General features: G+C 69.1%; 10 protein-coding genes. 8 read left to right on the forward strand and 2 right to left on the reverse strand.

The features are described from left to right. Nucleotides 1-139: 139 nt before the first annotated feature. The 4 genes from ABD164_RS05605 to narI are packed head-to-tail and all read left to right on the forward strand — an operon-like array spanning nucleotide 140 to nucleotide 6,990. Nucleotides 140-3,820, forward strand: coding sequence for a nitrate reductase subunit alpha (locus ABD164_RS05605; protein ID WP_344295062.1), 3,681 nt, complete (start codon nucleotides 140-142; stop codon nucleotides 3,818-3,820). A gap of 34 nt (nucleotides 3,821-3,854) precedes the next feature. Beyond that, nucleotides 3,855-5,498 carry a nitrate reductase subunit beta gene (gene narH / locus ABD164_RS05610; protein WP_344294299.1) on the forward strand — a complete coding sequence of 548 codons (1,644 nt, stop codon included), beginning with the start codon at nucleotides 3,855-3,857 and terminating at the stop codon, nucleotides 5,496-5,498. Next, a complete protein-coding gene (gene narJ, locus ABD164_RS05615; protein ID WP_344294301.1) occupies nucleotides 5,495-6,235 on the forward strand; it encodes a nitrate reductase molybdenum cofactor assembly chaperone in 741 nt (246 codons plus the stop codon). The genes narH and narJ overlap by 4 nt, the downstream gene beginning before the upstream one ends. Then, nucleotides 6,232-6,990 (forward strand): respiratory nitrate reductase subunit gamma, encoded by a 759-nt coding sequence (gene narI / locus ABD164_RS05620; protein WP_344294305.1) that lies wholly within the window; start codon nucleotides 6,232-6,234, stop codon nucleotides 6,988-6,990. The genes narJ and narI overlap by 4 nt, the downstream gene beginning before the upstream one ends. A gap of 43 nt (nucleotides 6,991-7,033) precedes the next feature. Here the strand turns inward: narI and ABD164_RS05625 are convergent, their stop codons facing one another. Next, nucleotides 7,034-7,753 carry a phosphatase PAP2 family protein gene (locus ABD164_RS05625; protein ID WP_344294308.1) on the reverse strand — a complete coding sequence of 240 codons (720 nt, stop codon included), beginning with the start codon at nucleotides 7,751-7,753 and terminating at the stop codon, nucleotides 7,034-7,036. 92 nt (nucleotides 7,754-7,845) lie between these two features. Then, nucleotides 7,846-9,132 (reverse strand): multidrug effflux MFS transporter, encoded by a 1,287-nt coding sequence (locus tag ABD164_RS05630; RefSeq protein ID WP_344294311.1) that lies wholly within the window; start codon nucleotides 9,130-9,132, stop codon nucleotides 7,846-7,848. Nucleotides 9,133-9,325: 193 nt separating this feature from the next. On the opposite strand from ABD164_RS05630, the gene ABD164_RS05635 reads away from it, so the two are divergent. The 4 genes from ABD164_RS05635 to ABD164_RS05650 all read left to right on the forward strand — a co-directional run bounded on the left by ABD164_RS05635 (nucleotide 9,326) and on the right by ABD164_RS05650 (nucleotide 14,176). Next, the gene (locus ABD164_RS05635; protein WP_344294313.1) at nucleotides 9,326-10,687 is read left to right on the forward strand and encodes a GNAT family N-acetyltransferase; all 1,362 of its coding nucleotides are present in this window, start codon (nucleotides 9,326-9,328) and stop codon (nucleotides 10,685-10,687) included. 225 nt (nucleotides 10,688-10,912) lie between these two features. Continuing rightward, nucleotides 10,913-11,974, forward strand: a complete 1,062-nt coding sequence (locus tag ABD164_RS05640; RefSeq protein WP_344294315.1) for a sugar ABC transporter substrate-binding protein — start codon at nucleotides 10,913-10,915, stop codon at nucleotides 11,972-11,974. Between the two features lie 127 nt (nucleotides 11,975-12,101). After that, nucleotides 12,102-12,881 (forward strand): ATP-binding cassette domain-containing protein, encoded by a 780-nt coding sequence (locus tag ABD164_RS05645; RefSeq protein ID WP_344294317.1) that lies wholly within the window; start codon nucleotides 12,102-12,104, stop codon nucleotides 12,879-12,881. Then, on the forward strand, nucleotides 12,878-14,176 hold the full coding sequence (locus tag ABD164_RS05650; protein WP_344294319.1) for a sugar ABC transporter permease: 1,299 nt from the start codon (nucleotides 12,878-12,880) through the stop codon (nucleotides 14,174-14,176). The genes ABD164_RS05645 and ABD164_RS05650 overlap by 4 nt, the downstream gene beginning before the upstream one ends. The last annotated feature ends 54 nt before the right edge of the window (nucleotides 14,177-14,230 follow it).

Raw genomic sequence — 14,230 nt, forward strand, 5'->3', positions numbered from 1 at the left:
ATGGGGCGAAGACCGCGGCCGGTGACGCCGAAGTTCCCGGTGACACCCGCCGCCCGTTCAGGGAGGCCCCGTGAGCCACGCGCCGAGCACTTCGAGCCAACCCGCGAACGACGGCCCACTCGCCGACTCCCTGCTGAGGATGGGGCGATTCCTGAGACGCGGCGAGGTCTCGGAGGACATGCGCTCACTGTTCCTCGAGGGCGGGCGGCAGGGCGACATCTTCTACCGCGACCGGTGGTCGCACGACAAGGTCGTGCGCTCCACCCACGGCGTGAACTGCACGGGCTCATGCTCGTGGAAGGTGTACGTGAAAGACGGCATCATCACGTGGGAGACTCAGCAGACCGACTACCCGTCGGTCGGTCCCGACTCCCCCGAGTACGAACCACGCGGATGCCCCAGAGGCGCCGCCTTCAGCTGGTACACGTATTCGCCCACGCGCGTTCGGTACCCGTACATCCGCGGCACGCTGCTCGCGATGTACCGCGAGGCGAAGGAGCGTCTGGGCGACCCCGTGCTCGCGTGGGCCGAGCTCACGGCCGACCCCGAGGCATCCGCTCGCTACCGGCGCGCCCGCGGCAAGGGCGGGCTCGTGCGCGCCACCTGGGACGAGGCGGCCGAGATCGTCGCCGCCGCGCACGTGCACACCATCAAGCGGTACGGCCCCGACCGGGTCGCCGGGTTCTCGCCGATCCCGGCGATGTCGATGGTGTCGCACGGCGTCGGCGCGCGGTTCATGAACCTCATCGGCGGCACCATGCAGTCGTTCTACGACTGGTACGCCGACCTGCCCGTCGCCAGCCCGCAGGTGTTCGGCGACCAGACCGACGTGCCCGAGTCGGCCGACTGGTGGAACGCGAGCTACCTCATGATGTGGGGCTCGAACGTGCCCGTGACCCGCACGCCCGACGCGCATTTCATGACCGAGGCCCGCTACCGAGGCCAGAAGGTCATCACGGTCTCGCCCGACTACGCCGATAACACGAAGTTCGCCGACGAGTGGCTCGCCCCGCATCCCGGCACCGACGGTGCGCTCGCGATGGCGATGGGCCACGTGATCCTGAAGGAGTTCCTCGTCGACCGGCGCACGCCGCGCTTCGCGAGCTACCTCAAGCAGTTTGCGGATGCCCCGTACCTGATCGCCCTCGAAGAGCGCGGTGACGCGTGGGTGCCGGGCAAGTTCCTCACCGCCGCCGACCTCGGCGGTTTCGGGGCCAAGGTGGCCAATGCGTCGTTCAAGACGGTGGTGCTCAATCAGCAGAGCGAACCGGTCGTGCCGAACGGATCGCTCGGCCATCGCTTCGGCCCCGACGACGAGGGCCTCTGGAACCTCGACCTCGGCGACGTCGACCCGCTGCTCTCGATCAGCGACGGAGCAGTGTGGCGCGGGGCATCCGTCGCCGTCGACCTGCCGCGCTTCGACGTCGCGCCCGAGCCGGGCGCCGAGCACGAGGGAGGCGCGGGTTCGGTGCGTCGCGGCGTGCCCGTGGCCACCGTCGAGGGCACGACGGTGACGACGGTGTTCGACCTGCTGCTCGCGCAGTACGGCGTCGGTCGCGAGGGCCTCCCCGGCGAGTGGCCGACCGGCTACGACGACGCGAGCTCCCCCGGCACACCCGCCTGGCAGGAGGAGATCACCAGCGTGCCCGCCGAGAAGGCCGAGCGCATCGGCCGCGAGTTCGCCGACAACGCCGAGCGATCGGGCGGTCGGTCGATGATCCTGATGGGCGCGGGCACGAACCACTGGTTCCACTCCGACACGATCTACCGCACGTTCCTCGCGCTCACCACGATGACCGGATGCCAGGGCGTGAACGGCGGCGGCTGGGCGCACTACGTCGGCCAGGAGAAGGTGCGCCCGCTCACGGGCTACAACCAGTACTCGAGCGCGGCCGACTGGGTGCGGCCCGCACGCAACATGATCGGTACCGCGTTCTGGTATCTCGCCACCGACCAGTGGCGTTATGACGGGCTGCCGGCCGACCAGCTCGCGTCACCGCTGGCGAAGGGCCTCTTCGCCGGCCGCACCACCGCCGACTGCCTCGTCGAATCGACCAAGCGCGGCTGGATGCCGAGCTACCCCACCTTCGACCGCAACCCGCTCGATCTCGTCGACGAGGCGAGGGCCGCGGGCGCAGAACCCGCGCAATACGTCATCGACAGCCTCAATGACGGCACCCTGCACTACTCGGTCGAAGACCCCGATGCTCCAGAGAACTTCCCGCGCGTGCTCAACGTGTGGCGCGCGAACATCCTCGGCTCCTCGGGCAAGGGCAACGAGTACTTCCTGAAGCACCTGCTCGGCACCGATGCCGCGGTGCGGGCACCCGAGGCAGAGGGCGATCGCCGGCCACGCGACATCCGATGGCGCGACGACGCCCCGATCGGCAAGCTCGACCTGCTCGTCACGACCGACTTCCGCATGACCTCGACGACGCTGTTCAGCGACATCGTGTTCCCCGCGGCCACCTGGTACGAGAAGTACGACCTGTCGTCGACCGACATGCACCCCTTCGTGCACTCGTTCAACCCCGCCATCAAACCTCCGTGGCAGACGAAGACCGACTTCGACATCTTCCACACGATCGCCGCGCGCATGAGCGAGATGGCCGTCGAGCACCTCGGCGTGCGGCACGACCTCGTGGCCGTGCCACTGATGCATGACACGCCCGATGCGATGGCGACCCCGCACGGCACCGTGCGCGACGACGCGCCGCTCGTGCCGGGCGTGACGATGCCCAAGCTCGTGGTCGTCGAACGCGACTACCCGGCGCTGGCGGCACGGCTCGGCTCGCTCGGCCCGCTCACGACCAAGCTCGGCATGGTGACGAAGGGCGTCACCTTCGACCCGACGCCCGAGGTCGAACAGCTCAAGGCGTCGAACGGCGTCGTCACGTCGGGGCCGAACATCGGAGCCGTGCGCCTCGACACCGATGCGCGGGCGTGCGAGCTGATCCTCGCCCTGTCAGGCACGACCAACGGCCGGCTCGCGGTGCAGGGCTTCCGCCAGCTCGAGCAGCGCACGGGGCAGGAACTCGCGAGCCTCGCCGTCGACCACGAGGGCTCGCGCATCACGTTCCCCGACGTGCAGTCGCGCCCCGTCAGCGTGATCACGTCGCCCGAGTGGTCGGGCTCGGAGCACGGCGGCCGCCGCTACAGCGCGTTCACCGTGAACGTCGAGCACAAGAAGCCCTGGCACACCCTCACGGGCCGCATGCACTTCTTCCTCGACCACGACTGGATGGCAGAGCTCGGCGAGAACCTTCCCGTCTACCGTCCACCGCTCGACCTGCACCGGCTCTACGGCGATGCGCGCGTCGGCTCGACGGAGCCCACCGGCGCACCCGGGTCGGAGGGCCACGCCGAGGTCGCGGTGCGCTATCTCACGCCGCACTCGAAGTGGTCGATCCACTCGGAGTACCAAGACAACCTGTTCATGCTCTCGCTCTCGCGCGGCGGCCCGACGATCTGGATGAGCCCGCAGGATGCCGCGAAGATCGGCGTGCGCGACAACGAGTGGATCGAGTCGTACAACCGCAACGGCGTCGTCGTCGCCCGAGCGATCGTGTCGCACCGAATGCCAGAGGGCACGGTGTTCATGTACCACGCGAAGGACCGCACGGTCGATGTGCCGCGCACCGAGACGAGCGGCCTGCGCGGCGGCATCCACAACTCGCTGACCCGGGTGCTCCTGAAACCGAGCCACCTCATCGGCGGCTACGCCCAGCTCTCGTTCGCCTTCAACTACCTGGGGCCGACCGGCAACCAGAGAGACGAGGTCACCGTGATACGGCGGCGCAGCCAGGAGGTCACGTACTGATGAGAGAACGCGGTCTGATGAGGGGTGCAGTCTGATGAAGGTCATGGCCCAGATGTCGATGGTGATGAACCTCGACAAGTGCATCGGATGCCACACTTGCAGCGTCACCTGCAAGCAGGCGTGGACCAACCGGTCAGGTGTCGAGTACGTGTGGTTCAACAACGTCGAGACGAGGCCGGGCATCGGCTACCCGCGCGGCTATGAAGACCAGGAGAAGTGGCAGGGCGGCTGGGTGCGCAACAAGCGCGGCCGGCTGAGCCTCAAGGCGGGCGGACGTCTCTCGAAGTTCGCGCGCATCTTCTCGAACCCGAAGCTGCCCGAGATCCACGACTACTACGAGCCGTGGACCTACGAGTACGACATGCTGCTGAACGCCCCCGCGGGCGAGCACACTCCGGTGGCGAAGCCGAAGAGCCTGCTCGACGGCCGCGACATGAAGATCGAGTGGTCGGCGAACTGGGACGACAACCTCGGCGGCTCAGGCGAGACCATGCACGACGACCCGATCCTGAAGCACATGTCCGAGCACGTGGCATCCGAGTTCGAGCAGACCTTCATGTTCTACCTGCCGCGCATCTGCGAGCACTGCCTGAACCCGTCGTGCGTCGCGTCGTGCCCCTCTGGCGCCATGTACAAGCGCGTCGAAGACGGCATCGTGCTCGTCGATCAAGACGCGTGCCGCGGCTGGCGCATGTGCGTGACCGGATGCCCCTACAAGAAGGTCTACTTCAACCACAAGACCGGCAAAGCCGAGAAGTGCACGCTCTGCTACCCGCGCCTCGAGGTGGGGCTGCCGACGGTGTGCTCCGAGACGTGCGTGGGCCGGCTGCGGTACCTCGGGCTCGTGCTCTACGACGCCGACCAGGTCGCCACAGCCGCAGCTGTGAAAGACGAGAAGGATCTGCTCGACGCGCAGCGCTCGGTGTTCCTCGACCCGCACGACCCGGCCGTGGTCGAGGCGGCGCGCGCAGAGGGCATCCCCGAGGACTGGATCGAGGCGGCCCAGGCCAGCCCGATCTGGCGGCTCATCAACGACTACAAGGTCGCCCTGCCGCTGCACCCCGAGTACCGCACGATGCCGATGGTCTGGTACATCCCGCCGCTCTCGCCCGTCGTCGACGTCGTGGCGAGCTCGGGCAACGACGGCGAGGACGCACCGACCCTGTTCGCCGCGATCGACAAGCTGCGCATTCCGATCGAGTACCTCGCCGGGCTCTTCACGGCGGGCGACGTCGCCCCGGTCGAGGGCGTGCTGCGTCGCCTCGCCGCGATGCGGTCGTACATGCGGGGCATCAACCTCGACGAAGGGCGCGACGAGGAGATCGCGAACGCGGTCGACATGACCGGCACCGAGATCGAGGAGATGTACCGCCTGCTCGCGATCGCGAAGTACGAAGACCGCTACGTCATCCCGAGCGCGCACACCGAGCAGGCCGCGCAGCTCGAGGAGCTCGCGTGCTCGCTCGACTACGACGGCGGGCCGGGCATGGGCGGCGGGGGCCCGTTCGGCGCCGCCAGCGGCGGCGAGGTGCCCGTGGCGGTCGAGAACTTCCACGTGCTGAAAGACCGTCAGACGGCCGACCGGCCGTCGACCCCCGGCCGGGTGAACCTGCTCAACTGGGATGGCAACGGCGCACCGCCCGGGCTCTTCCCGCCGACCGGGAAGGATGAGCCATGACCCCCAGGTCGAGCCCTCGGATGCCGCCGCAGATCCAGCTGCGCAACATGCCCGAGCCGCTGCAGCCCGTCACCCTGACCGCCGAGCAACGCGCGCGGGCGCACATGATCGCGTCGCTGCTGCTCGACTACCCCGACGGGGCATTCCATGAGCGGATGCCGCAGCTCGCGGCATCCGTCGCCGGACTGCCTGCACCGATCGAGGCGGCATTCACGGCCTTCATCGAGGCAGCAGATGCCGCGGGGCCTGAGCAGCTCGCGCAGGACTACGTCGTGACGTTCGACCTGAAACGCAAGTGCTGCCTGTACCTCAGCTACTACGCGGCGGGCGACACCCGCAAGCGCGGAACTGCGCTGGTGACGTTCTTGGATGCGTATCGCGCCGCAGGCTGGGAGTTCGACGCCGACGAGCTGCCCGACTTCCTGCCGGCGGTGCTCGAGTTCTCGGCCGTCAGCGACTCGCCCGTCGCCGAGCAGCTGCTCGCGGCGCATCGCGACGGCATCGAGGTGCTTCGGGCCGCACTCCTCGCGCAGCAGAGCCCGTGGGCGCGAGTCGTCGAGGCCGTGTGCCTCTCGCTGCCCGAGATCGACGAGGCCGCGCGCGACCGGGTGCTCGCGCTCGTGAACGAGGGTCCGCCCACCGAGACGGTCGGCCTCAGCTTCGGCGCGCCGACGTTCCTCGGCAACCTCGCACCATTCGCCCCGGGTGGGGCCGCGAACGAGGAGGTGCGGGTGTGAACGCGCTCGACATCCTGCTGTGGGTCGCCTTTCCGTACGCGGCATTCGCCGTGTTCGTGGTCGGCCACATCTGGCGCTACCGCTACGACCAGTTCGGCTGGACCACCCGGTCGAGCCAGGTGTACGAGAACCGGCTGCTGCGCTGGGGCTCGCCGATGTTCCACCTCGGCATCCTGTTCGTGCTCGCCGGGCACGTGATCGGGCTGCTGATTCCCCGGGAGTGGCTGTACGCGATCGGCATCGATGAGCACATCTACCACCTCGGGGCGACGACGCTCGGCACGATCGCCGCCGTCTTCACGGTGGCCGGGCTCGCGATCCTCGTGTACCGACGTCGCACGACGGGTGCCGTGTTCCTGGCGACGACCGTCATGGACAAGGTCATGTACGCGCTGCTCGGCGCGACGCTGGTCTTCGGCTCGATCGCGACGATCATGTTCCAGGTGTTCGGGCCCGGGTACGAGTACCGTGGCACGGTCGGCCCGTGGGTCCGGAGCCTCATCCTGCTGCAGCCGCAGCCCGAGCTCATGGTCGACGTGCCGCTGATGTTCCAGATCCATGTGCTGCTCGCGACGGCATTGTTCGCGCTCTGGCCGTTCACGCGGCTGGTGCACGTGTTCTCGGCACCGGTGGGGTACCTGTTCCGCCCGTACATCGTCTACCGGTCGCGCGACGCGGCGCGCCCCGGACGACCCACCCGTCGCGGCTGGGAGGGCATCGAACAGCCCGACGAGAAGAAGCTGCACCGGCTCTGAGCCCGCCACGCTCGCGCCCCCCAGGGATCGACCGTTCGGGCGATCACCGCACCGGCGGCGTGGCCCGCGGCTGCGCATGAGCGTTCTTGCGCGCCGAGACGCGCTCAGTTCTCGCGTGCCGTTCGCGCTCGAGCGGCACCGCGAACGCGGCCCACAGCACGAGCGCGACACCCGCACCGACGAGCGCACCGCCGATCGTGTCTGAGAGCCAGTGCGCGCCGAGGTACGTTCTGCTGAGCGCCATGAGCACCGTGTAGACGGCGCCGAGCACCCACACCCACACGCGCGGGAAGATCACGCCGAACGCCACTGCGATCGTCGCTGCGTTTGCCACGTGTCCCGATGGGAACGACCCGAAGTCGGAGGCGACGATCATGTCGTCGGGGCGCGCGCGGTCGAAGGAGTTCTTCAACAGTTGCACGACTCCCGCGCTCGCCGCCGAGCCCACGATGAAGTACCCCGCGGCCCAGGGCCGGCGCGCGACGAGCAGCGCGACGGCGGTGCCGACCGGCACGAGGAAGACCGCGACCCGGCCGCCACCGATGAAGTTCATGAAGTACGCGAACACGTCGCCCGCCGGCCCGCGCACACTCACCATCACGGCGGCCCACGCCTCATCGACGGCCACGATGAGACCGGCCGACCCGTACGTGATCGCCAGGCCGAGCAGCACCGCGGCGACGAGCGACGCGATGCCGATGGCGAGCGGCCCTCGCCACCCGTGTCGTCGGAACTGCGTCGCGCGGTCGTCGCGTTCGGTCATGCCCTCACGCTATCGGGGCGCGCACCCGAAAGGCATGAACGGATGCCCCGGCACACGGGCTGCGTCATTCCCCGCGACATCCGCTCGCCGTTTCAGTCGCTGAGCGCAGGAACCGATCGCGGCCGCACGAGCGCCCACAACGCGACGATCGCCACCAGCGCGGCGAGCGCCATGACGAACGCCATCGGCACCGCGCTGCCGACGCCCATGAGGCCGATGAGCGGAGAAATGGCGCCCGCGAGGCCGAAGTTCAGCGCACCGAGCAGCGATGCAGCCGTGCCGGCCTCGGCGCCGTGGTGCGCGAGGGCGAGCACCTGCACCGCGGGGAACGCGAAGCCGCACGCGAGGATGAAGAACCACAGCGGGATCAGGGTGCCCCAGAGCCCGGCGCCAGAGGCGTCGAGCGCCATGATGGCACCGGCCAGCAGGAACTGCGCCGTGGTCGTGCCGGCGAGGATCCACTGCGGTGGAACGGGTCCGCGCATCAGTCGCGAGCTCGTCTGCACGCCGATGATGACGCCGACCGAGTTCACGCCGAAGAGCAGGCCGTATTCCTGCGCGCTGAAGCCGTAGACCTCTTGGAAGAGGAACGACGACGTCGAGAGGTAGCCGAACAGGCCCGTGAAGGTCATGCCGCCGATGAGCGCGGCCCCCAGGTAGACGCGGTCGCGGAAGAGCACGGCGTACCGCTGGCGCAGCGTCGAATGACCGGCGACGTGTCGCTTCGACGCGGGCAGCGTCTCGACGATGAAGAACGCGACGCAGGCGACGACCACGGCGCCGTAGACCGCGAGCACGACGAACACGCCGCGCCAGTCCATGACGGCGAGCAGTTGCGAACCGATCACCGGTGCGAGCACGGGTGCAAGGCCGTTGACGAGCGCGAGCCGCGAGAGCATGCGCACGAGCGGCTTGCCGCCGAACAGGTCGCGCACCATCGCCATGGCGACGACACCGCCCGCGGCCGCACCGAAGCCCTGCAGCAGGCGGAACACGCTGAGCCACACGATGTCGGGCGCGAACGCCGCGCCGACCGAGGCCGCGATGTGCAGCGCGGTCGCGAGGATGAGCGGCAGCCGTCGGCCGACCTTGTCGCTCCACGGTCCGACGATGAGCTGGCCGAGGCCGAAGCCGATCATGGTGCCGGTGAGGGTGAGCTGCACGGCCGTCGCAGAGACGCCCAGCTCGGCCTGCATGACCGGGAACGCCGGCAGGTAGAGGTCGATCGTGAACGGGCCGAGCGCGGTGAGCGCGCCGAGCACGAGCACGTACACGAGTCGCTGCCGCCTCGTGAGCAGCTCACCCGGATGCGACGACACGACGGGGGTCGACCGGGTGTCGTCGGGCCGGATGATGGGAATGGAGCTGGTGACGGACATGCGCGTTCCTGGTGGGGGTGTGGTGCCGGAGACGCGCATCGTCGGGCGCCGGTGGAGTGGGAGAAGACAGCATGCGGCGCCGTCTTCGGATGCGATCGTCGAAAAACTCGACCTCGAATCGATTCGACCGCGGAGTAGTCTACCGCGTTCGATCGACCCGGTCGACGCACGGCGTCGCGGATAGGCTGGGGGGATGTCCTTCGATCTTCGGGCGATACCGCTCGACGCCACGGCGCTGCGCACGCTCGCGGCCAAGGGTCTCGAGTACCGACTGGTCGACACGAACGACGTCGCGGCGGCCACGGCATGGGTCGAGGCCGATTTCCGGGGATTCCACAATGCGCGTCCGCGACAGGTCAGCGTCGACTACGACCTCGCGGTGATCGCCGACCGTCGCGTGCAGGGCGTGTACGACCCCTCGATCGCCGACCCCGCGATCCCGGTCGCGACCGTCTCGAGTTGGCCCACAGGGCTCAGCGTGCCCGGTGGGCGCAGCGTCGACGCCTGGGCCGTCAGCTCGGTCACGGTCTCTCCGACCCATCGCCGGCGCGGCATCGCCCGCGCCCTCATGCTCGCCGAGCTCGAGAACGCCCGCGCCGCGGGTGCCGCGCTTGCGGTGCTCACCGCCAGCGAGGCGACGATCTACGGTCGCTTCGGGTACGCCCCGGCGACGCGTGCGGCCACCGTGCACGTCGACCGTCGCCGCACCCACTGGATCGGGCCCGATGCCCCGGGGCGCGTGCACTTCGTCGCCGCCGAAGACCTTCGCACGATCGCGCCGGCGCTGGCCCGTCGCGCGGTCGCCCGCACAACCGGCGAGATCGACCGGTGGCCCGGCATCCTCGACCGGGCGCTCGGCCTCGTCGACCCTGACAGCGAGAGCTCGCGGCGCAAGCGCGTCGTGCGCTACGACGACGAGCACGGCAATCCGCAGGGCTTCGCCGTGTTCCAGGTGCTGCGCGATCCGAACGAGCACGGCATCGTCGAGTTCGACTTCCTCGCCGCCGCGACCGACGAGGCCGAGCGCGAGCTCTGGCGGTTCCTCGTCGAGCAGGACTTCGTCACGAGCGTGCGCGGCCTCCTGCGCTCGGTCGACGAGCCGCTGCCATGGCTGCTCGAAGACCCCCGGGCCATCACCGTCTCCGACGTGGCCGACCATCTCTGGGTGCGCGTGCTCGACCCCGTCGCCGCGCTCGCCTCGCGCCGCTACGGCACGGCCGGCACGCTCGCCATCGAGGTCACCGATCCGCAGGGCCACGCAGCAGGCCTCTATGAACTCGTCGTCGACGAGCGCGGGCGCGCCGAGGTGGCGCGTATCGACCCCGACCGTGCGTCGGGCACGGGCACGGGCACTGGCTCGGCTTCGGGGTCGGCTCCCGGTATCCGCCTCGGCGTGCACGAACTCGGAGCGATCTACCTGGGCGGCGTGCGACCGTCGGTGCTCGCCCGCGCGGGTCGGGTCGCCTCGTCTGCGGCGTCGGCGGGGCGCGCGATCGAGCTCGCCGACCGCATGTTCCTCGGCCAGCGCACGCCGCACCTCAGCATCTGGTTCTGAGACGTCGGCCGGCGGCCGCACCCCCAGAACGCGGGCTTGCGAGAGAGCGCTCCCCCGCGCATCCGCGTGAGTCCGGGGTTCCAGCGCAGCAGGGTCGCGGTGGTTACACAAGCGTTATCTTTCAAAATGTTCGGCACGGCCACAAATGCGGCATCATGGCCTTGCCTCCGCCAATGCCGACGGAGACACCACGAGGGGTCACCTCACCTTGAGAAGGGGAGAGCCATGAAGAAGCCTTCATTGGTCTCTACTGCGGCGGTCATCGGCGTCTCGGCGTTGCTGCTTGCAGGATGTTCGAACGGCGGGGGCGGTGGAGAGAGCACAGACGACGCGACGGCATCGCGCGCCTGCGTGATCCTTCCCGATGCAGCCTCGTCGCCTCGCTGGGAGAACAACGACCGTCCGTACCTGCAGGAGGGGCTCGAGGCTGCCGGCTTCGAGACCGACATCCAGAACGCGCAGGGCGACACCAACAAGTACGCCACGATCGCCGACCAGCAGCTGAGCAAGGGCTGCGGCGTGATGTTGCTCGTCGACTACAACGGCGCCGGCGCAGCCGTTGCCGAGAAGGCCAAAGCCGAGGGCATCCCGGTCATCGCATACGACCGCCCCATCGAGGGCGCCGACTACTACGTGTCGTTCGACAACTTCGAGGTCGGACGCCTCGAGGGCCAGTCGATCGTCGACGGCCTCGCCGCCGCCGGCAAAGACCCGGCGAGCGCCGTCGTGGTCTACATGGGCGGCGACCCGGCCGACGGCAACGCGAAGATGTTCCACGACGGTGCCGTCGAGGTCATGGAGGCTGCGGGCATCACCCCGGCCGCCGAGCCCCCGGGCATCTGGGACGGCGAGAAGTCGGCGACGAACTTCGAGCAGGCCCTCACCTCGCTCGGCGGCAAGGTCGACGCGGTGTGGGTGGCGAACGACACGAACGCCGCGGGTGTCATCACGATCCTCGACAAGAACGGCCTCGTCGTTCCGGTCTCGGGTCAGGACGCATCGATCGCCGGTCTGCAGAACGTGCTGCTCGGCAAGCAGACCGCCACGGTCTACAAGCCGATCAAGCTCGAGGCAGACGCCGCGGTCGAGCTGGCGGTCGCCCTGCTCGGGGGCGAGACGCCGACCGCTGACCAAGAGCTCGAAGACGGCACACCGTACGTGGCCGTGACGCCGCAGCTCGTCGGCCCCGAGCAGGTCGTCGATGTCGTCGACGCCGGTGACGCCGACCCGGCCGAACTCTGCCAGGGCGAAGTCCAGGCGAAGTGCGCCGAGTTCGGCATCGAATAGTCGCAACGACGCGGGGCCCCGCCTTCGGCAGCTCGATCGCCGCAGAGCGGGGCCTCTCTTCCCCCTCCCGCGTTCGGCACCCGAGTGCCACACTGAGATCCAGACAGCGTCGTCGAAAGGAACCGGCATGAACACTGGCGCAGATCCGGGCGGCGCGGTCGCGCCGATCATCGAACTCGAAAGTGTCGTCAAGAGCTTCGGCCCAGTGAGCGTGCTCAAGGGCGTCGACCTCGTGGCCTACCCCGGAAAGGTCACCGCGCTGGTCGGCGACAACGGTGCCGGTAAGTCGACCCTCATCAAGGGGCTCGCCGGAGTGCAGCCGTACGACGGCGGCGAGGTTCGCTTCGACGGTGAGCCGATCAACCTGCACACCCCGCGCGATGCGGCCCGACTCGGCATCGAGGTCGTCTACCAAGACCTCGCGCTGTGCGACAACCTCGACATCGTGCAGAACATGTTCCTCGGCCGCGAAGAGACCGGCTTCGGCACGTTCGACGAGGGTCGCATGGAGAAGGAGGCGTCCGACACGCTGCGCTCGCTCTCGGTGCGCACCGTCAAGTCGGTGCGCCAGAAGGTGGCGAGCCTCTCGGGCGGTCAGCGGCAGACGGTCGCGATCGCTCGCGCGGTGCTCAAGAAGGCCCGCGTCGTCATCCTCGACGAGCCCACCGCGGCGCTCGGCGTCGCACAGACCGAGCAGGTACTGCACCTCGTCACGCGGCTTGCCGAGCAGGGCGTCGCGGTGATCATCATCAGCCACAACCTCGCCGACGTGTTCGAGGTGGCCGACCACATCAACGTGCTCTACCTCGGGCAGATGGTCGCTTCCCTCGACGCCAAGCAGACGTCGCGCGACGATGTCGTCGGTTACATCACGGGCACCAAGACCCAGCAGGGAGTGACCGCATGAACGCGAACCCGACGCCGCCCGGCACGGTTGCCCCCGCGCCCGACACCTCGGCGAGCGATGTCGCTCCCGACCTGATCGGCAGCGGCCAAGAGGGCACGGTCGGCGATCAGGTTCGCGCCTACTTCCAACGCGTGCGAAGCGGTGACATGGGCGCGCTTCCGGCCGTCGGCGGCTTCGTCGTCCTGACGATCCTGTTCAGCTTCCTCAGCCCGTTCTTCCTCACCGAGCGCAACTTCGCGAACCTGCTGACGCAGGCCGCCACGTTGGTCATGCTGGGTATGGCGCTCGTGTTCGTACTGCTGCTCGGCGAGATCGACCTGTCGGCCGGTGTCACCAGCGGCATGACCATGGCGCTGTTCATCGTGCTCGTGAACGTGCATGCCGTGCCGTGGCCGATCGCGCTGGCCGTCGCGTTCGCCGCCGGCATCCTCACCGGTGCGCTGATCGGGTTCTTCGTCGCGCGGGTCGGCATCCCATCATTCGTCGTGACCCTGGGCTTGTTCCTCGGGTATCAGGGCATCACGCTCATGATCATCGGCGCCGGCGGGCTCTACCGGGTGCAGATCGACGAGATCCAGGCCATCCAGAACCAGAACATGCCCGTGTGGGCCGGCTGGCTGATGCTCGCTGTGATCCTCGCGGTGTCGGCGGCGACCTCGTTCTGGGATCGGGCACGGCGCGCCCGCGCCGGGGTACCCAATCGCACGATCGCGCTCGTGTGGATCAAGCTCGGCGTCATCGCGGTCATCGGCGGCGCCGTGGTCGCGATCCTCAGCCGCAACCGCGGCCAGTCGGTCGGCGTGGTCGAAGGTGTGCCGATCGTCGTGCCGATCGTGCTCGTCATCCTCTGGATCGGCACCTTCGTGCTCGACCGCACCCGGTTCGGCCGGTACCTCTACGCGATCGGCGGCAACGCCGAGGCCGCCCGCCGGTCGGGCGTCAAGGTCATGCTGGTGCGCTGGAGCGCATTCATCGTCTGCTCGACCCTCGCCGTCGTGTCGGGCCTCTTCTCGATCAGCAAGGTCGGCGCGGTCGACGCCGCCGCTGGTCGCGAGATCGTGCTCTCGGGCGTCGCCGCCGCGGTGGTCGGCGGCGTCAGCCTCTTCGGCGGACGCGGTCGCCTGCTGCACGCGGCGATCGGCGCGCTCGTCATCGCGGTGATCACGAACGGCCTCGGCCTGCTCAACCTGCCGGCAGGCGTGAACCTCGTCGTCACGGGCGGCGTGCTGATCTTGGCGGCCACGGTCGACGCGGTCTCGCGGGTTCGCGCGGGCGGCTCGATCATGCGCACCTGAGTCGCGAGCGACATGACCTCTGCCGCGGCGCAGTGCCGCGGCATCGGTCATCTC

Source organism: Agromyces neolithicus, assembly GCF_039529735.1.
In the GTDB taxonomy this organism is placed as follows: Bacteria; Actinomycetota; Actinomycetes; order Actinomycetales; family Microbacteriaceae; genus Agromyces; species Agromyces neolithicus.

Bases quoted from the DNA above. Each gene is read 5' to 3' on its own strand.
- ABD164_RS05605 (WP_344295062.1), top strand. From the start codon at position 140: ATGGGGCGATTCCTGAGACGCGGCGAGGTCTCGGAGGACATGCGCTCA.
- narH (WP_344294299.1), top strand. From the start codon at position 3,855: ATGAAGGTCATGGCCCAGATGTCGATGGTGATGAACCTCGACAAGTGC.
- narJ (WP_344294301.1), top strand. From the start codon at position 5,495: ATGACCCCCAGGTCGAGCCCTCGGATGCCGCCGCAGATCCAGCTGCGC.
- ABD164_RS05625 (WP_344294308.1), bottom strand. From the start codon at position 7,753: ATGACCGAACGCGACGACCGCGCGACGCAGTTCCGACGACACGGGTGG.
- ABD164_RS05630 (WP_344294311.1), bottom strand. From the start codon at position 9,132: ATGTCCGTCACCAGCTCCATTCCCATCATCCGGCCCGACGACACCCGG.
- ABD164_RS05635 (WP_344294313.1), top strand. From the start codon at position 9,326: ATGTCCTTCGATCTTCGGGCGATACCGCTCGACGCCACGGCGCTGCGC.
- ABD164_RS05640 (WP_344294315.1), top strand. From the start codon at position 10,913: ATGAAGAAGCCTTCATTGGTCTCTACTGCGGCGGTCATCGGCGTCTCG.
- ABD164_RS05645 (WP_344294317.1), top strand. From the start codon at position 12,102: ATGAACACTGGCGCAGATCCGGGCGGCGCGGTCGCGCCGATCATCGAA.
- ABD164_RS05650 (WP_344294319.1), top strand. From the start codon at position 12,878: ATGAACGCGAACCCGACGCCGCCCGGCACGGTTGCCCCCGCGCCCGAC.